General features: G+C 66.1%; 19 protein-coding genes. 2 read left to right on the top strand and 17 right to left on the bottom strand.

Annotation, left to right across the window (positions count from 1 at the left end):
• Positions 1 to 15 precede the first annotated feature (15 nt).
• The 5 genes from ABIC78_RS07055 to ABIC78_RS07035 all read right to left on the bottom strand — a co-directional run bounded on the left by ABIC78_RS07055 (position 16) and on the right by ABIC78_RS07035 (position 7,874).
• Entirely contained in the window at positions 16 to 1,383 is a 1,368-nt protein-coding gene (locus ABIC78_RS07055) for an 8-oxoguanine deaminase (RefSeq protein ID WP_354488528.1), read from the bottom strand.
• Positions 1,380 to 2,516 carry a purine nucleoside permease gene (locus ABIC78_RS07050; RefSeq protein WP_233253895.1) on the bottom strand — a complete coding sequence of 379 codons (1,137 nt, stop codon included), beginning with the start codon at positions 2,514 to 2,516 and terminating at the stop codon, positions 1,380 to 1,382. The genes ABIC78_RS07055 and ABIC78_RS07050 overlap by 4 nt, the downstream gene beginning before the upstream one ends.
• A 59-nt stretch (positions 2,517 to 2,575) precedes the next feature.
• Entirely contained in the window at positions 2,576 to 5,068 is a 2,493-nt protein-coding gene (locus ABIC78_RS07045; RefSeq protein WP_022677677.1) for a TonB-dependent siderophore receptor, read from the bottom strand.
• 96 nt (positions 5,069 to 5,164) lie between these two features.
• A complete protein-coding gene (locus tag ABIC78_RS07040) occupies positions 5,165 to 6,742 on the bottom strand; it encodes an adenosine deaminase family protein (RefSeq protein WP_354488525.1) in 1,578 nt (525 codons plus the stop codon).
• A gap of 10 nt (positions 6,743 to 6,752) precedes the next feature.
• Complete coding sequence (locus ABIC78_RS07035; protein ID WP_354488524.1) at positions 6,753 to 7,874, bottom strand: purine nucleoside permease; 1,122 nt, start codon at positions 7,872 to 7,874, stop codon at positions 6,753 to 6,755.
• 167 nt (positions 7,875 to 8,041) lie between these two features.
• Here ABIC78_RS07035 and ABIC78_RS07030 point away from each other — a divergent pair, with 167 nt between their 5' ends.
• Positions 8,042 to 8,959, top strand: a complete 918-nt coding sequence (locus ABIC78_RS07030) for a LysR family transcriptional regulator (protein WP_022676735.1) — start codon at positions 8,042 to 8,044, stop codon at positions 8,957 to 8,959.
• Between the two features lie 93 nt (positions 8,960 to 9,052).
• A complete protein-coding gene (locus tag ABIC78_RS07025) occupies positions 9,053 to 9,574 on the top strand; it encodes a phosphoribosyltransferase (RefSeq protein ID WP_168351044.1) in 522 nt (173 codons plus the stop codon).
• A 15-nt stretch (positions 9,575 to 9,589) separates the two neighbouring features.
• On the opposite strand, the gene ABIC78_RS07020 is transcribed toward ABIC78_RS07025, so the two are convergent.
• From ABIC78_RS07020 to ABIC78_RS06965, 12 genes are read right to left on the bottom strand one after another with little or no spacing between them, the layout of a single operon-like run.
• Positions 9,590 to 10,702: a nucleoside hydrolase gene (locus ABIC78_RS07020; protein WP_354488521.1), complete on the bottom strand. Its 1,113-nt coding sequence runs from the start codon at positions 10,700 to 10,702 to the stop codon at positions 9,590 to 9,592.
• Entirely contained in the window at positions 10,686 to 11,699 is a 1,014-nt protein-coding gene (locus tag ABIC78_RS07015) for an adenosine deaminase (protein WP_354488520.1), read from the bottom strand. Before ABIC78_RS07015 ends, ABIC78_RS07020 begins: the two co-directional genes overlap by 17 nt.
• The gene (gene guaD / locus ABIC78_RS07010) at positions 11,692 to 13,014 is read right to left on the bottom strand and encodes a guanine deaminase (protein ID WP_354488518.1); all 1,323 of its coding nucleotides are present in this window, start codon (positions 13,012 to 13,014) and stop codon (positions 11,692 to 11,694) included. The genes ABIC78_RS07015 and guaD overlap by 8 nt, the downstream gene beginning before the upstream one ends.
• Positions 13,007 to 13,960 carry a xanthine dehydrogenase accessory protein XdhC gene (xdhC, locus tag ABIC78_RS07005; protein ID WP_354488516.1) on the bottom strand — a complete coding sequence of 318 codons (954 nt, stop codon included), beginning with the start codon at positions 13,958 to 13,960 and terminating at the stop codon, positions 13,007 to 13,009. Before xdhC ends, guaD begins: the two co-directional genes overlap by 8 nt.
• Positions 13,957 to 16,275 (bottom strand): xanthine dehydrogenase molybdopterin binding subunit, encoded by a 2,319-nt coding sequence (gene xdhB, locus ABIC78_RS07000; RefSeq protein WP_354488514.1) that lies wholly within the window; start codon positions 16,273 to 16,275, stop codon positions 13,957 to 13,959. The genes xdhC and xdhB overlap by 4 nt, the downstream gene beginning before the upstream one ends.
• Entirely contained in the window at positions 16,268 to 17,704 is a 1,437-nt protein-coding gene (xdhA, locus tag ABIC78_RS06995) for a xanthine dehydrogenase small subunit (RefSeq protein ID WP_354488512.1), read from the bottom strand. Before xdhA ends, xdhB begins: the two co-directional genes overlap by 8 nt.
• Before the next feature lies 1 nt (position 17,705).
• Complete coding sequence (gene uraH, locus ABIC78_RS06990; RefSeq protein WP_354488510.1) at positions 17,706 to 18,032, bottom strand: hydroxyisourate hydrolase; 327 nt, start codon at positions 18,030 to 18,032, stop codon at positions 17,706 to 17,708.
• Positions 18,029 to 19,483, bottom strand: coding sequence for an NAD(P)-binding domain-containing protein (locus ABIC78_RS06985; protein WP_354488508.1), 1,455 nt, complete (start codon positions 19,481 to 19,483; stop codon positions 18,029 to 18,031). The genes uraH and ABIC78_RS06985 overlap by 4 nt, the downstream gene beginning before the upstream one ends.
• The gene (gene uraD / locus ABIC78_RS06980) at positions 19,480 to 19,920 is read right to left on the bottom strand and encodes a 2-oxo-4-hydroxy-4-carboxy-5-ureidoimidazoline decarboxylase (RefSeq protein WP_354488506.1); all 441 of its coding nucleotides are present in this window, start codon (positions 19,918 to 19,920) and stop codon (positions 19,480 to 19,482) included. Before uraD ends, ABIC78_RS06985 begins: the two co-directional genes overlap by 4 nt.
• Entirely contained in the window at positions 19,917 to 20,297 is a 381-nt protein-coding gene (gene hpxZ, locus ABIC78_RS06975; protein ID WP_354488504.1) for an oxalurate catabolism protein HpxZ, read from the bottom strand. The genes uraD and hpxZ overlap by 4 nt, the downstream gene beginning before the upstream one ends.
• Complete coding sequence (gene puuE / locus ABIC78_RS06970) at positions 20,294 to 21,190, bottom strand: allantoinase PuuE (protein WP_354488502.1); 897 nt, start codon at positions 21,188 to 21,190, stop codon at positions 20,294 to 20,296. Before puuE ends, hpxZ begins: the two co-directional genes overlap by 4 nt.
• A complete protein-coding gene (locus ABIC78_RS06965; protein WP_171796592.1) occupies positions 21,187 to 22,380 on the bottom strand; it encodes a pyridoxal-phosphate-dependent aminotransferase family protein in 1,194 nt (397 codons plus the stop codon). The genes puuE and ABIC78_RS06965 overlap by 4 nt, the downstream gene beginning before the upstream one ends.
• Between the last annotated feature and the right edge of the window lie 11 nt (positions 22,381 to 22,391).

Genomic DNA, 22,391 nt, shown 5'->3' with positions numbered 1-22,391 from the left:
GCCGATCATCCGTTCCTATGCCATCAGCCGGGCGAGCGCCGCTTGCGCGCCGGCCACGACCTCTGCCTGGGGCGACAGCACCAGTTCGCCGCCGCGCACCACGCCGCGCCCTTCGACGAAGACGTCGTGCGGCCCTGCCGGCGGGGCAAAGACCAGCGCTGCCAGCGCGTCCCAACTGCCGGTGGAGGCGATCTGCGCCACGGGCCAGATGGCCAGGTCGGCGCGTTTGCCCGGTTGCAACTGGCCGCAATCGGACCGACCGAGAATTTCGGCGCCGCCGCGCGTCGCCATGCGCAGGGCCTCGCGCGCGGAAAGCGCACCGGCCCCGCCAGCCACGCGTTGCAGCAGCATGGCCTGGCGCGCCTCGGCCAAAAGGTGCCCGCTGTCGCTGGAGGCGGAACCATCGACGCCCAGGCCCAGCGGCACGCCGGCATCGAGCATGGCGCGCACGGGCGCGATCCCCGATCCCAGGCGGCAGTTCGAGCAGGGGCAATGCGCCACCCCGGTGCGGGTGCGGGCAAACAGCGCGATTTCGCTGGGATCGAGCTGCACGCAATGGGCATGCCACACATCCGGCCCGGTCCAGCCCAGGCTCTCGGCATAGTCGCCGGGGCGGCAGCCGAACTTCTCCAGGCTATAGCGCACGTCGTCGGCGTCTTCGGCCAGGTGGGTGTGCATCATCACACCCTTGTCGCGCGCCAAGATCGCGGCATCGCGCATCAGTTCACGGCTTACCGAAAAGGGCGAGCACGGCGCCACGCCGACGCGGACCATGGCGCCCTCGCCGGCATCGTGGAATGCATCGATCACGCGGATCATGTCATCGAGGATGGCCGGTTCGGCCTCGACCAGGCTGTCTGGCGGCAGGCCGCCCAGGCTTTCGCCCACGCTCATTGCCCCGCGCGTGGGGTGAAAGCGGATGCCGATGGTCTGCGCCGCGGCGATCGTGTCTTCCAGCCGCACGCCGTTGGGAAAGAGATAGAGATGATCGGAAGACAGGGTGCAGCCTGAAAGCGCCAGTTCCGCCAGGCCTAGCCGCGTGGCGGCAAACACATCATCGGGCGTGTAGCGCGCCCAGATCGGGTAGAGCGTCTTGAGCCAGCCGAACAGCGAGGCATCCTGGCAGTTCGGCACCGCGCGCGTGAGAGACTGGTAGAGGTGGTGGTGCGTGTTGACCAGGCCAGGCGTGACGACGCAGCCGCGCGCGTCGATTGCCTCGATTCCGGCGAGTTGCGGCGCCAGCTCGGCAGTGGGGCCGCAGGCAACGATGGCGCCGTCGCGCCAGATCAGCGCGCCATCGGCAATCTCGGTGCCGGCATCGTCCATCGTTGCCAGCACATCGGCATGGATGATCGCCCCGCTATGCAGGCTGCCGTTGCTCACTTGGGCGGCGCCTTGGCATAGCGCGGCCAATCGGCCAGCAGCGTATCCACCACTTTCGATCCCACGGTATAGAGCGCTTCGAGCGAGGCGCGCATGCCGGAATAGTTGTTGTTTTCCTTGAGCAGATAGTCGGCCGGCGCCACGCCGGGCGGCGGCATGGTGAAGTTGGACGCGCCGCGCAGCACCATCACCCGGTCGCGATCGGCCCGGCCGATCCGCGCCAGATAGTCGATCGATTGGAACGTGCCGGTTTCTTCCATGGCAGAGGTGACGAACACGCCCTTCCCGCCGGTCCAGAAATCGACCCAATCGTGCGCCCACTGCGTCATCATGCCGCCGTGCCAGAAGGTCATCGCGGCCAGATTGTCGCCGGTCATCACGCGCGGCGGAGATTGCGCCGGGGCCATGCCCGTGAACGGCGCGCGCGCGGCGGCCAGTTGCGCGCTGTCGGGCAGCGCGATGTCCTTGGTCAGGCCATAGGCCCAATCGGCCAGCGCGGGGTTGAGTGCAAACATCTCGCCCTCGTCCGCTTGCTGCGGGCGCTTGTCGCGTACTGTGTCATTGGGCCCATTGGAATGCAGCGCGAAATAGCCGCTTTTCCAATCGGCGGGGATTTCGCGGGCATCGATTTCGTGCGCCAGATCGCCATCGACCAGATAATGCGCCCACACGGCCGAGCCGATCGTCGCCTGGTGCGGATCGACCCCGGCAATGCCGGCGACCAGCCAATAGGCGTGTGACAGGTCGAACCGCTGGTCGAGCCCCAGTGCCAGCGTGGCCGTGGCCGAGCGGATCGAGCCCATGCCCGTCACAATGCCCAGTATCTGGCTGTCGGGATTGTAATAGAGATCATGGTGCGACTGCGGGAACGGAATGCGCACGTCCAGCTTGCGCCGCTCGCGCCAGAACTGGAATTCGCCCGGCGCGTCACCCGTGTCCTGCCCCACTTCGAACATGGTGACGATCACCACTTTGACTGGAATCTTGGCCGCGCAGGCTGCGCCCGGCGCACATCGCAAGGCCTTGGCCACCGCAGGCGGAACGGCCGGAGTGGTGGCGGCACGGGCGCCAGTGGCCATGCCAGCGAGCGCCAAGGCGATGGCCGCGTGGCGCAGGCCCTTCATCTGCAACATCATGAATATCCGATAGGCAATTGACAGGGCGGCAAAATATCGCCGCCCTGTACTGAGGATCAGAACTTGTACTGGATGGTCGCCTGGAAATTGCGCGGCACCTGCGGCAGGGCGATATCGGCCCCGAACAGATCCTGGCCACCGGCCCGGAAATAGCGCGCGTTGTTGAGGTTCTTGACCACGGCACGGAACATCCAGTGACCGGTGGTGAACGAAGCACCGGCATTGACCAGCCAATAGGCCGGCAGGCGCACCGTCTGGCTATAGCTGGAGAACACCGAGTCCACGTGGCTGACATCGGCGTTGATCGCGATGCCGTTGTCAAAGGCATAGGTGCCGGTTGCCGACACCACGTTGTGCGGAATGCCGGGACGCCGCGCCTGGGCGTTAGTCGAGGGGAACAGGTAGCCGATCTGACTGCCGCCGAGATAGAGCGACGGATCCTTGACGTTCACCATGTCACCGATGCCGAAGTAGTTGAAATAGCCGCCGCTGGTGAGCGCCGAGATATTCACCACGTCGATATAGGTGTAGTTCGCGGTGACCAGCGCGTGCTTGTCGATCGCCCAGCGCAGTTCCGCTTCCACGCCCTTGGTGCGGATCGACTGGTTGGTCAGCGGGCTATCGGAAACGACGTCGGTGCGCTCCTGCTTGTAGACCGACAGCGCCGCATAGAGCCGCTTGTCGAGGAACTCACCCTTGATGCCGGCTTCATAGAGGCGCGAGGCCGACAGGAACGTGCCCCCGGCAATCGCGGTCGGCTGGATTTCGGCGCCTTCACCGGCGACCACCGTCGATTGGCGCGACGCGGTGACATAGGGAATGATGCCGATCGGCGTCTTGTAGGAAACGCTGGCGTTCCACGACAGGCCGCTGTTGTTGCCGGTGGCTTGCGCCACGCTGGGATAATCGGCCGGATCATACTTGGTAAGCAGCGCGGTGGACGTGGCGTGGACATGGTCCCAGCGCAGGCCGGCAATCACGTCGAGGCCGAAATCGAAATCGGCATCGACCAGCCCGGCCAGACCGACGTCGAGATAGTGGCCCTTGAGATAGTCGGAATAGTTGCAATCGCAGTCGGTGGAAAGCTGGCGGGTGGATGCCGCGGTATAGCCCGTGGTGATATCGGGACGGTTCCACAGTTCGACGCCAAAGTCATCGGCAAAGTTGAACTTGGTGTAGCGCAGCGAGGGGGCTGCCTGGATCGAAAACTTGCCGGCAGACGTGGTGAAGCTGTCGCTGATCACCACCTTGTCTTCCAGAACGTAGGAATCGATCTTTTGCGAGAAGCCGTAGTAGTTCTCGTTGAGGTTCTTGGTGCCGTCGTAGAAGACCTGGTTCTTGATCTCCAGCTTGCCCGGCCCGGTCCAGATCAGGTCGAAATAGAACGTCTTCTGATCGTTGTTGAGCTTGTCATTGGGGCCGGTCAGCGTGTCGCGCTTGCTCAGCTTGGTGGTGCCGGGGTTGACCAGCGCGAGGTCGGGATAGTTGGCCTTGAGGCAGGCGTCGGTCCAGCCCGAAGCGCCGATGCCGCCGCCGCAGCCAAACGAACCGAAGATGCTCAGGCCCTTGCCGCCGTTGGCCGCCCGCGCTTCGGCGCGCGTGATCATTCCGTCGGCAGCGATATTGACCAGGTTGCCATTCTTGTCAGTGATGTAATTGCTGGCATTACCGGTGACGTAATTGCCGTTGTCGATCAGGTCTTGCGACAGGCGGTTCCAGCCGCCGTTTTGCTGGCCGCGGAACTTTTGATACATGCCGCCGAATTCGGTGCGCAGGTTGCTGGTAATGTCGGTGTCGAACGCGGCCGAGAGCACCAGGTTGCGCGGGTGGATGTTGCGGTAATAGCTGCCCGAATCCTCGGACTCAGCATAGAGGCTGTAGCCGAACTGGTGATCGCCGATCCGACCCGGTCCAGTGATGCTGCCCTTGAGCACGCTGCGGGCCCAGCTGCCGGTGTCATAGGCGATGAAGCCATGCGGATCGGGCGCATAGGTGCCATTGGCGGCGCGCGCCGTCTTGGGCACGAAGTTCATGTAGCCGCCGGTCTTGGACGGGCCATAGATCGGCGAGGCCGGGCCGCGCACGATGTCGATGCGATCGGCGGCAGCAATCGGGGTGGGATAGTTGCCGGGATTTTCCAGGCGCAGCATGCCGCGGAAATAGACTTCGCCGGGCGTGCCGCGGATGTCGAGCGCGCCGCCGGTGCCGAAGAACGAGCTGGTGAACGTGCCGGGCACCTGGCTGACCAGGTCATAGATCTGCGTGATGCCAAAGCGTTCGAGCTGTTCCGAACTTACCGACGATGCCGCGCGCGGCGTTTCGGCCAGCGTCTTGTCGAACCCGAAGACCGAGCCGACATCCTTCAGCGGCAGCGCGCCGAGCGAGCCCGACACGACGATTTCGGGCTTTTCATCGCCGGCTTCGGGTGCCGGTGCGGCCTGGTCGGCCAGGGCTGGCCGGGCCAGCGCGGTTCCCGCCAGCAGAGCGAGAGCGACCATCGCGCGGCGCGCGGGTTTGGGCTGGTGCAGCCGTGCTTGAAACATGCTCATTCTTCGTAACCCCCATGATCGGGCCACGCCGCTATGGGCGTGCCGTCCGTTGCTGTTTTTCTGCCTTCACGCCCCTCCCTGGGCATGATCTTGTTTTTATGACTTTTTGTTGTTCACTGCGGCGGCTTTGATGGCGTCGTCCTCAAACGCCTCCAGCCGCTGTTCCAACGCCATCTGCAGGCGCGCCTTCTCGCTGGCCGCCAGCAGCGCGCGGCACGGCGAGGCCGAGGTAGCCTGCCCCGTGCCACTGCACGGCGCGGCCCATTGCCCGACATGGCGATCGCGCCACAGGCTGGCGCCGGGCACGAAGCTGTATTCCAGCGAGGCGCGCGCCATGGCCTTGAGATCGCCATAGCCCAGGCCCTGCTCCTGCACGGCACGCTGGAACTCGTTGGTGATGTCGGTGCGCAGCACGCCCTGATCATCGGTGGCAAGAACCACCGGCACGCCATGGCGGCGATAGAGCGAGAGCGGATGCGCCGGCCCTTTCACGCCCAGGATCACGGCGTTGCTGGTGAGGTTGATCTCCACCGCCACGCCCTGGCGCGCCATCTGCGCCAGCGTCGCGCGGCCCTGGTCTTCATAGGCGATATCCACGCCATGGCCGATGCGCCGGGCGCCGGCCGCCACCGCCTTGGCGATATGATCGCGCATGTCTGCCGGCGGCACCTGGCCGAAGGCGAGTTCACCCGCGTGCATCGAGATGGCGACGCCCGGATGGCGCTGCGCCAGGAAGCGGAACATCGCCATGTGCAGATCGTAATCGGCGCGTGCCACTGGCCAGTCTTCGGGCTGGACGATATTGACGCCGACAAATCGCGGATCGGCCTCTGCCAGGGCGAAGGCCAGGATCAGTGCACGAAACACGGCAGCTGGCGCCACGTCGCGCAGCGCCCAGGCAAGATAGTGCACCGCCACGCCGCAGCCAGGCTCGGCCTGCGGTGTGGCACAGTGCATGCCAGTTCGCGCAGCGGCTTCTTCGGCATCGATCTGCGCGCGCAAGGCGGGCACTTGCGCCAGCAGGCGCGGCGCCTCGGCGGCGTGGAACGCGGCAAGGCCGGCACTGTCGAGCGGCGGCAATGGTGCGGCCAAGGCGGTTTCGAGCAGGCCGGGTGGATTGTGATCCAGCTCCAGATAGAGCAGCCCCTCCCCCGCCGCCTGCCGCCGCGCGGCGATCATCGCCTCCGCGTCTTGCCCCAGCAAGGCGGGGGTGAAGCGATCGAACGTGGCAAAGAACTGGTCGTGCCCGCTGATGACAGCGGCGCCCACGCCGTTCTGCCAGCCGCGCGTGGATAGGCTGTCCACCAGCCGGGCATAGCGCGCCGGCTCGGTGCGGGTCAGCGTCGCGATATCGGCATCGGGCGCGCAGGGGGGCGCAGCAAACCCGCTGCCATCGGCAGACAGGCACAGCCCCTTGGCGCCCGCCCAGGCAATCATGTCTTCGGCATAGAGCGCGCCTGACAGGTGATTGTGCAGATCGCCGCCCTTGGGCATGCGGTGCAGGAACAGCCGCAATTCGCCCGGATCGCGCGCAGCTTTGGCCATGATCGCCGCAACCTGCGCGCTGCGCGTGGCATCGCCACCAAGCGAACGCGCCGCGACGGGCGCCGCGCTGCCCAGGGCCAATGCCATGCCGGCCAGGGCCAGCGACACCATGGCGCGTCGGTGGGTCACTGTGTGCCGTTCATGGCTGGGCCGCATCGGGCACGCTGTCACGATAACGGACCCAGTCGGCAAGCAGACGGTGCACCACCACCGCGCCTACGCGATAGTTCGCCTCGTACGCCGCCACCTGCCCCGGCCCTTCGTCACCCACGCTGGCGAGCGGCGAATGGCCCGGCGGCGGCATCGACGGGTTGCTGGCGCTGCGCAGCACCATCACCCGCTTCATGTCGACCAGGCCAGCCTGGCTGGCGGCGAGCATGGTGCCGGCCATCAACTGGCTTTCCATGTTGGTCATCACAAAGCGGCCTTGGCCATGGGTCCACAGCTTGACCCAGTCGCGCGCCCACTGCGTGCGCCCGGCGCCGTGCCAATAGCGCAGCGTGCCCAGCGTTTCGCCCATCAGCACGAACGGTGGGCGCTGCGCCTGGGGAAAGCCTTTCCATTGCGCGCGCGCGGCCTTGAGCGCCGGCGTATCCGGGATCGGTGTGTCCTTGCTCAGCGCAAAGGCCCAGTCAGCCAAGCCCTGGTTGAGCGGCACGGCCATGCCCAGCGAACCGGTATCGCTCATCCCGGCAAAGCTGTCTGCCGCCTGCGGCAATTGCCCGGGCGCCTTGGCGCCGATCGCGAACAGGCCATAGGGCCAGCCTTTGGGCACCTCGCTCTCGGCAAATTCGCGCAATGCGTCGCCGCTCACCACCCAACGCGCCCAGGCTGCGCTGCCGACCGAGGCGACCTGCGGATCGACGCCGGAAATGCCGGTAAACAGCCAATACGTGTGGGTGAAATCAAAGCGCGGATCGAGCAGCAGGGCCATCAGCTGCACCTCTGGCGTCACCACCAGCGAATGCGCGTCGCCCCAGACCATGCCGTAGAGGCCAGCCGCATTGCGGCGCAGCGGGTGCAACGCGCCACGCACCGGGATCACCTCGTCCAAATGCTCCCGCTCGGCCCAGAGCTGAAACTCACCGGGGGCATCGCCAACGTCGGCGCCCGGTTCGAAGTTGGCGATGACCATGACCTTGACCGGGATCGGCTGCACTGCCGGGACCACCGGAAGCGCCGGCTCGGCAGCGCGCACGGCAGGCGCAGCGGCAAAAAGGCCCAGGGCCAGCGCCGCGCAGACCGCACGGCTTCTGGCCACAAGCCTTTTCCTGCCCCCGGCCGGCCTGCCGGAGAGTCTTGCCGTGATACGCCCCAAAACACGTTCCCTGAATGATATTTTGTGTCTGGAACTTGCTAAAGGACATAGTGTGTTGCAATCAATCACAATGAATTTGACAGAGCGTTGCAAAAATTAGAGAGCCCTAGATGCCAGCGTTTTCCCGCTTCCTGCGCTATTTCATGACCGTTGGTCGGCTCGGTTCGATCCGCAAGGCGGCCGACGAGCTCAATGTCTCGGCCTCGGCCATCGACCGCCAGATCCTCAATGCCGAGGCGGAATTGGGCATGCCGCTATTCGAGCGCCTGCCCACCGGCCTGCGCCTGACGGCAGCGGGTGAAATTGTCATGGCGGCCGGCGCCCGCTGGCAAAAGGGACTGAGCGAGGTGCGCGCCCAGATCGAGGATCTGCGCGGGCTCAAGCGCGGGCATGTGACGCTGGCGATCATGGACGCGCTGACCAAGGGCTATATCCCGGCGCGCCTCCGCGCGATCCAGAACCGCTATCCCGGCATTTCGGTGGATGTGCGGGTCATGGCCAACGAACACATTCGCGGGGCTATCGCCAGTGGCGAGGTGGATTTCGGCATCTGCTTTGATCCGCAGACGTTTCGCGATCTCACCGTGCTGGCCTATGCCAATATCCGCCTGGGTTTTGTCGTGCCGGCCGATCACCCGTTTGCGCGGCAAGGTTCCGCCCGGTTTTCCGCCTGCGCCGGCATGCCGATGATCCTGCCCGCCCCGCCACTCGCGGTGGCCCAGCAGGTCCAGGTGCTGGCCGGCACATCGAAGATGCCGCTGGATCGCAAGTCTTCGTCGGACAATATCCAGATGATCACCTCGCTGGTGCTCGAAGGGGTCGGCATCGGCCTGTTGACCTCGCTCGACGTCGCCAATGAAGTGCGCGCGGGCCAGTTGGCGTTCGTGCCGCTGACCGATCCGGTGCTAAAGCCGATGACGCTGGCGCTGTGTACGGCTACGTCCCGCGCGACGTCTTATGCCGCCGATGTCGTGCTGCAGGAAATCCAGAACAGCTTTGCCGCGCTGGACTATATGGACCCGAGTTGAGCAAGCCTGTAAGGGCGGCTTCTTCGAATCAGGGGCCGCCGCATCGGCAGGCATCTGTCAACAGACCTTCCCCTTCGCACGCGGATATGCGCCATGACCCAGCCGGTTTTCGATTACATCGCCTATGACGATTTCCTGGCGATCGTGCGCACGCTGTCGCAAACCGTGGGCACGGGTGACTGGAAGCCGGATTTCGTCGTCGGCATCGGCCGTGGCGGTCTGGTGCCGGCGGTTTACATGAGCCAGATTCTCAACGTGCCGATGCTGTCGATCGACCAGTCGGCCAAGGTTCCCGGTTTTGCCGACGAACTGTTGGTCAAACTGGCCACGATGACCAAGGCCGGCCAGCGCATCCTGATCATCGATGACATCAACGATTCCGGCCGGACCATTGCCCAGGTCCGCCGCCTGCTCCGCGCGCACGACACGGTGGAAGACAACCTGCGTTTTGCGGTGATGATCAACAACGCGGTGTCGCAGGAAACGGTCGACTATGCGGTGCAGACGATCGATCGCACCACCGACAAGCGCTGGTTCGTGTTTCCGTGGGAAGCGGTCGCCACCACCGAAACCCTCACCGGCCAGGCCAACGAAGTGCCCGAGCGCCTGGCCTGACCTCGGCCGCCTGGTCTACTTGCCCACCAAGCGCGCCAGCATCGTTTCCATTTTCGGCACGTCGATCGCCAGCACCACGTCCTGCGCCTGTTCACCCAGGCCGGGATGATAGGCTTCGTCCCAGCTCAGCGTGTCGCCATAGCCGGCGCCCTGCTGGCTTTCGAAATCGATCCACATCCGGCGCTGGGTTTTCACGATGGCGGGGTCGAGCCAGACGGCTGCGGCGATTTCATCCCATAGCGGAAAGCCGGGCTCTAACTGCTTGATAAAGCGATCGACACCCGTGCGCGCAGCCTGGCCCAGCCTGGCGATCAGGGCCGGGCTCAATTGCGTCGCCGTCGACGGATCGACCGGCACCATGGTGATCTTGCGCCAGGGCGATCGCGCCATGATGCTGGCCGCTTCGGGATCGAAGCGGATGTTGAACTCGCGCCGCGGATTGTTGACGAACTCACGGGCGAAATCGGCCGCCGCGCGGTTGTTCAGCACCTGGCGCGGGGCAAGGCTGCCGCCCATGTAGACCAGTTCCTTGGCCAGGCCGGCAAAGGCGGGATCAAGCCGCTGCGCCAGGGCCAGGTTGGTCATCGGCCCGCAGGCAACGATCGTGATCTGGCCGGGATACTTGTGCACCATGCGGATCAGGAAATTGGCGGCGATCTCGTCGGTGGCATGGGTTTTGGGGTTGCCGCCGGGCAGGTCCACGGCATCGAACGGGCCGTGATAGGGCGGCGGCGTTTGCTGCGTATCTTCTACCCAGCGCTTCATGAACGCGCCCTTGAACACCAGCGGCCCGTGCGTCTGCTCCCATCGCTCGGTCGCTACCTCGGAATTGAGCAGCGGAAACGTGGCGCCCGCCACCACCGGCACATCGGTGCGGCCAATCCATTCCAGCCCGCGCAATGCCTGCGCCGTCACGCGGTTGGCCCAGGCATTGCCAGACACCGTGGTCAGGCCCAGCACCTCCACATCGGGCGCTGACAGCAGCATGACCTGCATCAGGCCAAAGCCATCATCGTCGATGATCACTTTGCGGCGCTCCGGCGCGGCGTGGGCAGCACTCGCCAGCGCCAGCAGCAGGCCTGCTGCCGTCACAAACCGGGCAAGGCCGTGCTTAATGCGCAGCAGCATAGGCATCGATATCCTTGATATGGCGGGTAATCGCATCGGGTGGCAGGAACGATCCGGCAAAGCTGTTGCGCGCCAGTTGCGCCAATTGATCGCGCGACAGGCCCCGCGCCCGCGCCACGGCAAGATAGTTGTCGGCGACATAGCCGCCGAAATAGGCCGGATCATCGGAATTGACCGTGGCCGCAAGGCCCAGGGCCAGCATGCGATCGAGCGGATGATCAGCCAGGTCGTCGACCACGCACAGCTTGTGGTTCGACAGTGGGCACACCGTCAGCGTCATGGCCTGTGCGACAAGGCGGGCCACCAGCGCCTCATCCTCCAGCGCGCGGTTGCCATGGTCGATGCGATCGACATGCAACAGGTCCAGCGCTTCGTGCACATAGGCCGGCGGGCCTTCTTCCCCGGCATGGGCCACGCGCTTGAGGCCTTTGGCGGCCGCAGCGGCAAAGACCTGCTCGAACTTGCGTGGCGGATGCCCCACTTCCGAGGAATCCAGCCCCACGGCCGTGATCTGGTCCAGCCAGGGTTCGGCCATGGCCAGCGTGGCAAAGGCCGCATCTTGCGAGAGATGGCGCAGGAAGCTCATGATCAGCACGCTGCTCATGCCATGGCGGGCCTGCGCCTCGGCCATGGCCGAAAGCAAGCCTTCGATCACTTCGGCAAAGGGCACGCCGCGATCGGTATGGGTCTGCGGATCGAACATGATTTCGGCATGGCGCACGCCATCGGCTGCGGCGCGATCGAAATAGGCCATGGCCAGATCGTGGAAATCCTGCCGGGTCTGCAACACGCCCGCACCGGCATAATAGATATCGAGGAAATCCTGGAGGTTGGAAAAGGCATAGGCCGCGCGCACTGCCTCAACACTGGGATAGGGCAGCGCGATGCCATTGCGCTTGGCCAGGGCGAACATCAGTTCCGGTTCAAGGCTGCCTTCGATGTGCAGGTGCAGTTCCGCCTTTGGCAGGCCGCGCACAAAGGCTTCAAGATCAGCCACACAATGCTCCTTCCTGGCGCGCGGGGGCGGCGCGCTTGTCCCACGCGCATTCGCCCATGATCCAGGTTTGCGCAACCACCCTGTCATCCCCCAGGATCTGCATGGCAAAGAGCCGCTCAGCCAGGCTCGCCCCGGCGCAGCGCCGTGCCAGCAACGGGGTTGCTGCCGCATCCAGCACCACGAAATCTGCCTCTTGCCCCACCGCCAGGGCGCCCACCTTGTCAGCAATATGCAGCAGCCGCGCGCTGCCGGCCGTGGCGAGGTAGAGCGCCCGGAACGGATCGAGCCGTTCTTCGCGCGCCAAGGCCGCCTGATAGGCCTGCCCCTGGGTATAGAGCATGGAAAAACTGGTGCCGGCGCCGATATCAGTGCCCAGGCCCAGCTTTACCCCGTGCCGGTCTGCCTGGCCAAAATGAAAGAAGCCCGATCCCAGGAACAGGTTGGAGGATGGGCAAACGGCAATGCCCGCACCGCTTTGCGCCAGGCGCGTGCACATGGCGTCTGACAGGTGGATGCCGTGGGCAAACACGCTGCGTTCGCCCACCAGGCCAAAGCGGTCATAGACATCGAGGTAGTCGCTGGCATGGGGAAAGCGGGCTGCCACCGCCGCGCACTCGCGGCGGTTTTCCGCCAGATGGGTGTGGAGCAGCACATCGGGATGCGCGGCGAGGAGCGCGCCGGCCATGGCGAGTTGCGCGTCGGACGAGGTCAGCGCAAAGCGCGGGGTGATGGCATAGGACAAGCGCCCCCGGCCCGCCCAGCGCGCAATCAGCGCCTCGGTTTCGTGGCGGGCACTTTCCACGGTGTCTTTGAGGCCATCAGGCCCGAGGTCCATCAGCACCTTGCCCGATGCCACGCGCATCCTGCGGGCCAGCGCCGCTTCGAACAGCGCGTCGACCGAACCTTCGTGGACGGTGGGGAACACCAGCGCCGATGTCGTGCCATGGCGCAGCAGTTCGTCTAGGAACGCCGTGGCCAGGGCATCGGCATGGGCGCGATCGGCAAAGGCCTTTTCGGCGGGAAAGATGTGCCGCTCCAGCCAATCGAGCAGCTGTTCGCCGTGCGAGGCGATGTGATCCATTTGCGGATAGTGCACATGGGCATCGATGAAGCCGGGCACGATCAGGCCTGCGATCGGCGTCACCGGCACATCGGCAAAACGCGCAGCCAACATGGCATGATCGCCGCGTGCGACGATGATCCCGTCTTCCACCACCAACAGGCCATCGGCGTGGTAGGCGACGGCATCGGACGCGTGCAGCGGATCATCGCCCACGCTCAGGACTTCGCCACGAAAGGCGCACAGATTACCCAAGGATCGAAACTTTCTCTTTCTTTTCTGCCGCTTCCTGCGGCAATTGAAGAAGCTGTGCCAAGACCGCGATCGCGATCACGTCCGGCTCCTTGCCGGTGATGCCGCTCATGCCGATCGGGCAGGTAAGCCGGCCGGGCGTGGTGGCATCCAGGCCTTCGGCTTGGAGACGCGACACGAAACGCGCCCGCTTGGTGGCCGAGCCGATCAGGCCGACAAAGCTAGGCGATGGCCGCTGCAGCGCGGCGCGGGTCAACTGATAGTCCAGCGCATGATCATGCGTGAGGATCACGATTGCCGCTTCCGCCGGAGCCTCGGTCACGCAGGTGGCGATCGCGTCTTCCGGCACGATGGTGACACCATCGAGGCTTTCGAACATCGGCCGGGTATCGAACCAGCACAGCCGCAGCGGCAGGCCGGCCATGTGCCGCGCGATCGCCTGGCCCACGTGGCCTGCACCAAACAGATAGACCGGCCGCCGCCACTGCCCCACTGCCTCGAGGATGCGGGTGCCGGCTGTAGGCCGTTCACCCCGCGCGGAAAGCGCGCTGGGCTGCCCTTCGACAATCCAGTGCCGGTCAATCCGCGCCGCGCCGAAATGGCTGACCAGCAGCGCGCCCTCGGCCATGCCCTGCAAGGGCGCCAGGCCCTGCGCGTCGAGGTGTTCGACCAGCAGCCGCACCCGCCCGCCACAGCATTGGCCCAGCAGCGGGCCGAGCGGATAATCCTGGATGCGCCAGGCGCCGGCCGGCAGTTCGAGCACGCGGCGCGCCTGTTCCTGCGCCTGGAATTCCAGCGCGCCGCCGCCGATCGTGCCCCAGGCGCGCGTGGCGCTGACCAGCATGCGCGTGCCCGGCCCGCGCGGCGCCGATCCTTCGCACGCCAGGACGGTGATCATCGCCAGCGGCTCTTCCTGCGCCCAGCCGCGCGCCATGTCCCACCACATCATGATGCCGTGCCCCGCTGCCGCGCCAGCGCGGCCAGGATGCGTTCGGGCGTAGCGGGGGCATCGAGCGTGGGCCAGCCCGCCGCCGGGTTGCAGGCGGCAATCGCGGCCCCCAGCGCGGAGAATACGGCGTTGGCCAGCATGAACGGCGGCTCTCCCACCGCTTTGGAGCGATGGATCGTCGGCCGGTGGTTGGCGCCGTCCCACAGGGCCACGGTCAGGCGAACGGGCCGGTCGTTGGCAGTGGGGATCTTGTAGGTGGACGGCGCATGCGTCAAAAGCGCGCCCTCGTCGTTCCAGACCAGTTCCTCGCTGGTCAGCCAGCCCTGCCCCTGGATGAAGCCGCCCTCGATCTGCCCCTTGTCGATCGCCGGGTTCAGCGATCGTCCGCAATCGTGCAGGATATCGGCGGCCAGCACGCGGTGTTCGCCGGTCAGCGTATCGATCACCACTTCGACCAGCGCCGCGCCATAGGCAAAGTAATAGAACGGCTGCCCCTGGTGTGCCGCGCGGTCATAATGCAGATCGGGCGTAGCGTAAAAGCCGGTGGACGAGAGCGAGATGCGCGCCATGTGGGCGCGGCGGCACAGCACCGGCCAGGGGATCGTCTCGCCGCCGGCGCAAACCTGCCCATCGGCAAAGACCACGTCTTGCGCCGAACCGCCAAAGGTCCGCGCGCAGAATTCGGCGAGCCGCCCACGGATCGTCTGCGCCGCATCGAGCGCGGCCATACCGTTGAGATCTGCCCCCGAAGAGGCCGCCGTGGCCGACGTATTGGGCACCTTGTCAGTGCGCGTGGCGGTGATCCGCACCTGGTCCAGCCCCACACCAAAGGCCTGCGCCACCACCTGCGCCACCTTGGTATAGAGGCCCTGGCCCATCTCGGTGCCGCCATGGTTGATCTGGATCGAGCCATCGGCATAGACGTGCAGCAGCGCGCCCGCCTGGTTGAGGTGGGTGGTCGTAAAGCTGATCCCGAATTTCACCGGGGTGAGCGCGAGCCCTTTCTTGAGGATCGGGCTTGCGGCGTTGAACCGCGCAACGGCCGCCTGCCGCTCGTCATACCCTGCCTCTGCCCGCAACTGGGCGATGAGGTCTGGCGCGATGTTGTCGGCCACGACCATGCCATAGGGCGTCACGTCGCGCCCGGGGCCATAGAGATTGGCGACGCGCACCGCGAGCGGATCGCGGCCGAGGTGCCCGGCCACGGCATCCATCACCCGCTCGATCGCCAGCATGCCCTGCGGTCCGCCAAAACCGCGAAACGCCGTGGCCGAGACCATGTTGGTCCTCAGCCGTTCCGAAACGATTTCCACGTCAGGTAGGAAATAGCAGTTATCGGCATGGAACATCGCGCGGTCGTTGATCGCGGGCGAAAGATCGACCGTGGCGCCGCAGCGCGAGGCAAGGCGCAAGTGCAGGCCGGCGATCTTCCCTTCGCCATCGAAGCCGACCTCGTAATCCACCACGAAATCGTGGCGCTTGCCGGTCTGGACCATGTCATCGTCGCGATCGGCGCGGAACTTGGCCGGGCGGCCGGTGTGATGCACCACGAGCGCAGCGGCGGCAGCATAGAGCGCGGCCTGGCTTTCCTTGCCCCCAAACGCGCCGCCCATGCGCCGCACCTCTACCGTGACATCGGCCGAAGACCGACCGAGCAGGTGGGCGACAAGATGCTGCACCTCGCTGGGATGCTGGGTGGATGACAGCACGTGGACCTGGCCGTCTTCGAGTGGCCGGGCGAGAGCAATCTGCCCTTCGAGATAGAAATGATCCTGTCCGCCCATCGCCAGTTGCCCGGCAAGGCGATGCGGCGCGGCAGCCAGCGCGGCGGCAGCATCGCCCCGCGCCATGCGCTGGGTCGGCTCGATCAGGCTGTGCTGGGTGCGGGCCTGCTCGACCGTCAGGATCGGCTCTTGCGCGGCATAGATGATCTTGCCCAAGCGGGCGGCCTGGCGCGCCGCGCGGCGGCTCGTCGCGGCCACCAGGAACACCGGCTGGCCCAGCCATACCACCTCGTCCTGCGCCAGCAGGCGATCGTCCCCGGCCACGGGTGAAACATCGTTCGCGCCAGGGATATCGGCGGCGGTATAGACCGCGACCACGCCCGGCGCCGCGCGCACGGCGGCAAGATCCATCGCCACGATCTGCGCCCGCGCCTTGGTGGACGTGCCGAATGCCAGGTGCAGCAGGCCGGGCAGTTCCGGCTCGTCATCGATATAGCGCGCTTGGCCCGCGACGTGCAGATGCGCGCTATCGTGGCGCTGGCCCATGCCGACTACCGGGCCGGCGGGTGGGCGTGTCAGAGTGTCAGCCATGGGTCACCTCCTGCACGCGGACCGGCAAACCCTGGGCCTGATGCCACAGGCGCCACACCAGATTGCCGGCCGCTTCCAGCCGATAGGCCGCGCTGCCGCGCACATCGCTCAGCGGCGCGAAATCGCTACGGATCGCCTCGGCCGCAGCGGCGATCGTCTCTGCCGCAAAGGGCGCGCCGGTCAATGTCGCCTCGGCCTGGTGTGCGCGGCGCGGGGTGGCTGCCATGCCGCCAAAGGCCACGCGCGCAGCGGTGATCACGCCCTGTTCCACGCGCAGGCAAAAAGCGCCGCACACGGCCGAGATGTCGCTGTCAAAGCGTTTGGAAAGCTTGGAAATATGTATGATATCCTGTGGGCCGGGGCGCGGAATGAACAGGCTTTCGACAAATTCGTCGGGGCTGCGATCCTGCTGGCCATAGGCAATGAAGAAATCATCGAGCGGCATCGTCCGCCGCCCGCGCACCGATCGCAGCGTCAGCGTGGCGCCCAGCGCGATCAGCGCCGGCGGGCCATCGCCAATCGGCGAGCCATTGGCGATATTGCCGCCGATGGTCCCGGCGTTGCGCACCTGCAAACCACCGATGCGCCGCACCAGTTCGCCCAGATCGGGGCTGAGCCGGGCGAGCGCCGCATGGGCATCGGCATAGCGCACCGCGCCGCCGACCGTCAGGCCCTGGTCGGTCTCCGCCATCGTGCCGAGTTCGGCCACATCGCCCACGAAAATCACCGTTTCGAGATCGACCAGCTTCTTGGTCACCCACAGGCTCACGTCGGTGGCACCGGCGACGATGCGCGCCTCGGGATATTGTGCCAGCAGCGTAGCAAGGGCATCGGCACTGTCGGGAATGAACCAGCGCGCCGTGCCGCCATCGGGCAGCCGCGCTTTGCCACACGCCGGCCCGGCTACCGCCACCTGGCGCAGCAGGGCGAGCAGCGCGGCATCGTCCTGCGCCACATCCGGATGCTGCGCGCCAGCGTCCAGCAGCGGTCCATAGCCGGTGCAGCGGCAGAGGTTTCCGGCCAGCACGTCGCCCACCGGAAGTTCTGCCCCCACCGCACCAATCGCGCGGCCATGCAGCGACATGACGAAACCGGGTGTGCAGAACCCGCATTGCGATGCGCCGTTGCAGGCCATGGTCTGTTGCAGCGGGTTGAGCGCCGAGTCCAGCCCGTTCACGGTCAACACCGCCTTGCCATGCAGCATTGGCAGGAACTGGATGCAGGCATTGACCGCGCGCCACACCAAGCGCTCCTCGCGCGCCAGCGGCGTGCCCACCAACACGGTGCAGGCCCCGCAATCACCCTCGGCGCAGCCTTCCTTGGTGCCGGTCTTGCCGGCGCGTTCCCGCAGGAAATCGAGCACGGTGTCACCGGGCGCGACATCATCGAGCTCTACCAACTGACCATCGCAGACAAAGCGCAACGCCATGTCAGCTGCCCCGATAGGTGGAATAGGCATAGGGCGAAGCCAGCAACGGCACATGATAATGCCCTTGCGCGCTCACCCCGAAATGGATCGGCACGACATCGAGAAACGGCGGATCGGGCAGCGCTGCGCCCTGCGCGCGGAAATAGTCGGCCACGTGGAATGCCAGGGTATAGGCGCCCTGCTCCAGCGCGGGAAAATCGCGCAGGCGACCGTCAGCGTCGGTCTCGCCCTCGGCCAGCAGGCTGTCTGCCGACCACAGCATCACGCGCATCCCCTGCGCCGGGCGGCCGCTCGTGGTGTCGAGCACATGGGTGGATAGCGTCGTCATGCCGCGGCCTCCGCCACAGAGGCCGGACGCGGCCATTGGCCCATGAACTCTTGCTCGTCATAGGCGACGAATTGCGCGAGCAGTTCCTCGCGGTCGTCCAGGAACAGCTGGTCGGCAATGCCGCGCACCAGGCGGGGCAGCGCGTTCTTCATCCCCGACAGCGCCGAAGCGGACAGCCCCAGGCTGATCAGCGCCGAATAGTTGAATGCAAACAGACCGTGCAGCAGCGGTGCATCGGCCGCGTGGCGCGGGGTGAATTCGAACGCAGGCCCGAGGTAGGGATGCGCGTCGATCAGCGGGTTACGCTCGCCGTCGGGTATGGCCACGACATCGCCCCAAAGCGCGATGTGTGGTGCCAGCGCGGCCAGTTCAGGCCGCAGGCGGGGGTCTGAAACGAGGCCGGTCGACAGGATCACGAAGTCGAAGGCAAAGCGATCGTGTGGCGTCGTCACAATCACCTGCCCGTCTTCATAGGCGACGCTTTCCCACGGGCTGGCCAGATGCAGGGCAAAGCCTGGCCAGCTTGCGGCGCGGTTGAACGTATCGTTGGTCGGCGGCTGGTTGTGCGACAGGAATGCTGCCATCGCGCGATACTTTTCGGCGTCAGACAGCGCGGGATAGCGCGCGGTGAAGCCTACCCGCTCCATGAATCGGATCGGGTTGATGCGCGGCAAAACGCTGCGGCGCATGAATACGTGCACTTCGCCCACGCCCTGGCCCAGCGCCCAGTTGGCATTGTCGAACGCGCTCGCGCCTCCGCCCAGAATGCCGATGCGCTTGCCCTTGAGCGTGGCGAAGTCGATCGGCTCGCTGGTGTGGGCATAGGTCTGGCGCGGCAGGCTCTGCCGGATCATCGCCGGGGTGTGCCATTCACCGCCGCCCTGGATGCCGGTAGCCAGCACGACCTTGCGGGCCAGCACTGTGCTTCCATCCCCCAGTTCCACGCTATAAAGGCCATCGCCCACATGCGTGATGCCCGTGACCTTGGCGCTGTTGCGCACCGGCAGGTTCAGCACGCGGCGATACCAGCGCAGATATTCCATCCAGACCCCGCGCGGGATCTTGTCGAGCGCCTGCCAGGCGGCGGCACCAAAGCAGGCTTCGTACCAGGCCTGCGGCGTTAGCGCCGGAATGCCATAATCGATCGGCGTCAACCCCTTGGGCGTGCGCAGCGTGATCATCCGGGCATAGGTTTCCCATGGCCCTTCAAACCCTTCCGGATTCTCGTCGAGCACCAGGATGTTGTTGATCCGCTCGCGCCGCAGCCCGAACGCGGTGGCCAGGCCGCTCTGCCCGCCGCCCACGATCACCACGTCATAGACATGGCCCTGCGGTGCGGTGCGCGGGCGCGTCCAGTCTGGGCCAAAGCAATCGACCAGCGCCAGTTGGCGCGCCAGTTCGGCTTCCAGCGCGGCAAGCGCCTGGGTATCGATCGCGTGCAGGTCGGTCATGCCATGTCCTCCAGTCGGAGCCGGGTGATCTTGCCGATTTCGGCAAGCGCCGTGGCGATTTCGGTATCGGTGTCGTGCTGCGTTCGCGCCGCCATCGCAGCCAGGATGCCGGTCTTGTCGGTTAGCCGCACGCAGATGATGAACGGCATGTCGTGCGCGGCGCGATAGGCAGCGTTGAGCGCGTGGAAGCGGGCGAATTCCTCCGGGGTCAGCCGGTCGAGCCCGGCCGAGGCCTGCTCGGCGGCCGAAGCCTGCGTGAGCGTGCCATCGATCGCCGCCTTGCCGGCCAGTTCGGGGTGCGCGCGGATCAGGGCAAGCTGCTCTTCACGCGTGGCGGCATATACCACCGCCATCAGATCGGCATGGCGATCGCCCGACGCTGGCGCGGCATCGGCGCGTTCCTCAACCCAGGGCGAATGCTCGAACAGGGCGGTCAATGGCTGTTCCCTTCCAGGCTGACATGGGCCGAAACGACTTTCCAGCCATCGGCAAACTTGACCCAGGCCTGGCTCTGCCGACCGCGCCGTTCAGACCCTTCGCGAAAGAATTCAGCGTCGGCCGTGGCAAACCCATCGCCATAGACGGTAATCGCCACGCGCCCCAGGCGGCGCTGCGGTGATCCGCCGCGCCCTTTGCGAAACTCGCGGATCGCGTCGATGCCATAAAGCACTTCGCCCACGCCAAAGCGGTTGGTGGTGGGGGCATCGTGAAACAGCGCGTCCATCGCCGGAATGTCATCGGCCATCAGCGCGCGCTCATAGGCGGCAAAGGCAGCCTCCACCTCGGCCAGCAGTACGGGATCGTTGATCGTCACGCCGCTTGCTCCGCATAAGGGTGGGTGGCGATCCAGTGGCGGGCGATATCGAGCCGCGTGGCGATCCACGCGCGCCCGTCGGCCATGACATAATCGACGAACCGCGCCACCGCCCGCGCCCGGCCCGGCCGCCCGGCAATGCGTCCATGCAGGCCCACGCTCATCATCCGGCCGCCTTCTTCGGCGAGCTGGTCATAAGTATCGCGCAGATAGCGGAAGAACTGCTCGCCCTCGGTAAAACCATTGAGCGCGACCATCTTCATGTCGTTGGCGTCAAGGCTATAGGGCACGATCAGCTGCGCCCGGCCGTGCCTGGCGTCCCAATAGGGCACGTCATCGGCATAGCTGTCGGCATCATAGACAAACCCGCCTTCCTCGGCGACGAGGCGCGCGGTATTGGGGCTGGTGCGCCCCTGATACCAGCCCAGCGGCCGACTGCCGGTCAGCTGGGTATGAATGGCGATGGCCTCTGCGATATGCTCGGCCTCCACCTCTGCCGCCACGTCCTGGTAATCGATCCAGCGATAGCCGTGGCTGGCCACTTCCCACCCGGCGCTCAGCATGGCGTCAACCGCCGCCGGGTTCATGGCCATGGCCGCTGCCACGCCAAACACCGTTACCGGCACGCCGCGTTCGGCAAACAGGCGGTGCAGCCGCCAGAACCCGGCGCGGCTGCCATATTCATAGAGGCTTTCCATCGCCATGGCCCGGCCGGGATGGCGCGCGGCGCCAACCATGTCTGACAGGAACCCTTCGGACAGCGCATCCCCGTTGAGCACGCAGTTTTCCGCGCCCTCTTCATAGTTGATGACAAAGTTCACCGCGACCCGCGCGCCGCCGGGCCAGTTGGCCGCTGGCGGCACCGGGCCATGGCCGATCAGATCGCGCGTCATGCCGCCATCACCGCGTCCCAGGCCGCGAGTGCCGCGGGCACCGCCGCTCCCAGCGGCAGGGCCACGCCCTGGGCGGCAAGGCAGGCTTCCAGCGCGGCGAGCGTGATCAGCACCTTGTGCTTCATGGCGTTGTAACCCATCGCGCCCAGGCGCCAGATCTTGCCGATCAGCGGGCCAAAGGCCGTGCCGATCTCGATCTCGAACTGCTCGCGCATCATCGCGCGCACCGCCTCGCCATCGACGCCTTGCGGAATATAGACACCGGTCACGTTGGTCATGCGGTGCGCGTCGTCGCCAAACAGCGTCAGGCCCATGGCGCGCAGGCCCGCGCTCATCGCGGCGCCGGCGGCCCGGTGGCGGCGGAACCGCGCGTCGAGCCCCTCACCCAGCGCCACCCGCGCACATTCGCGGGCGCCATAGAGCATGGTGGTCGCCTCGGTATGGTGGTTGAGGCGCTTTTCGCTCCAGTAATCCATGATCATCGCCAGGTCGAAATAGTTCGACGGAATGCGCGGCCCCGCGCCATCCACCGCATTGGCAGCGCGGATGCCCTTTTCATCATGGCGGCGGGCAAAGATCGCCTGCGCGGCGGCATCCGACACGGTGATCGGCGCGCTGCCCGATGGGCCGCCCAGGCATTTCTGCAAGCCGCCGGTGATCACGTCGGCGCCCCAGCGATCGGCCGCGATCTCCATGCCGCCCAGCGTCGCCGTGGCATCGACATAGACCAGCGCGCCCACCTCGCGCGCAATCGCGCCGATATCGTCCAGCGGCTGGGCCATGGTGGTAGAGGTATCGCCATGCACGGTGCAGATCAGGCGCGGGCGCACCCGCAGCGCAGCAGCGCGGACCGCCTCTGCCGGCACGACTTCACCCCAAGGGGCGTCCACCGTTTCGAAGCGCGCGCCGATCCGCAGCAGGATTTCCTGCAAGAGCAGGCCAAAGCGCCCGAAATTGATCACCAGGGCGGTTTCGCCGGGCTGGATCAGGCTGACGAGCGATGCCTCGATGGCGGCACGGGCGGTCCCGTCGATCAGCATCGTCCAGCGGTTCTGCGTGCCGAAGACCGGGCGATAGAGCGCCATGACCTGGTTCATGTAGCCGGTCATTTCCGGGTCGAACTGCCCCAGCAGATCGGCGCTCATCGCCCGCAGCACGCGCGGATGGGCATTGACCGGCCCTGGCCCCATCAACAGGCGCT

This window comes from Novosphingobium sp. 1529 (genome assembly GCF_040544855.1).
Taxonomy (GTDB): domain Bacteria; phylum Pseudomonadota; class Alphaproteobacteria; order Sphingomonadales; family Sphingomonadaceae; genus Novosphingobium; species Novosphingobium capsulatum.
The sequence above is the reverse complement of the archived record's forward strand: the minus strand, read 5'-3'. Positions and strand labels throughout refer to the sequence as shown.

Bases quoted from the DNA above. Each gene is read 5' to 3' on its own strand.
- ABIC78_RS07050 (WP_233253895.1), bottom strand. From the start codon at position 2,516: ATGTTGCAGATGAAGGGCCTGCGCCACGCGGCCATCGCCTTGGCGCTC.
- xdhC (WP_354488516.1), bottom strand. From the start codon at position 13,960: ATGATGTGGTGGGACATGGCGCGCGGCTGGGCGCAGGAAGAGCCGCTG.
- ABIC78_RS06985 (WP_354488508.1), bottom strand. From the start codon at position 19,483: ATGACCGACCTGCACGCGATCGATACCCAGGCGCTTGCCGCGCTGGAA.
- uraH (WP_354488510.1), bottom strand. From the start codon at position 18,032: ATGACGACGCTATCCACCCATGTGCTCGACACCACGAGCGGCCGCCCG.
- xdhA (WP_354488512.1), bottom strand. From the start codon at position 17,704: ATGGCGTTGCGCTTTGTCTGCGATGGTCAGTTGGTAGAGCTCGATGAT.
- ABIC78_RS07020 (WP_354488521.1), bottom strand. From the start codon at position 10,702: ATGCTGCTGCGCATTAAGCACGGCCTTGCCCGGTTTGTGACGGCAGCA.
- ABIC78_RS07025 (WP_168351044.1), top strand. From the start codon at position 9,053: ATGACCCAGCCGGTTTTCGATTACATCGCCTATGACGATTTCCTGGCG.
- ABIC78_RS06965 (WP_171796592.1), bottom strand. From the start codon at position 22,380: ATGGGGCCAGGGCCGGTCAATGCCCATCCGCGCGTGCTGCGGGCGATG.
- xdhB (WP_354488514.1), bottom strand. From the start codon at position 16,275: ATGGCTGACACTCTGACACGCCCACCCGCCGGCCCGGTAGTCGGCATG.
- puuE (WP_354488502.1), bottom strand. From the start codon at position 21,190: ATGACGCGCGATCTGATCGGCCATGGCCCGGTGCCGCCAGCGGCCAAC.
- ABIC78_RS07045 (WP_022677677.1), bottom strand. From the start codon at position 5,068: ATGAGCATGTTTCAAGCACGGCTGCACCAGCCCAAACCCGCGCGCCGC.
- ABIC78_RS07030 (WP_022676735.1), top strand. From the start codon at position 8,042: ATGCCAGCGTTTTCCCGCTTCCTGCGCTATTTCATGACCGTTGGTCGG.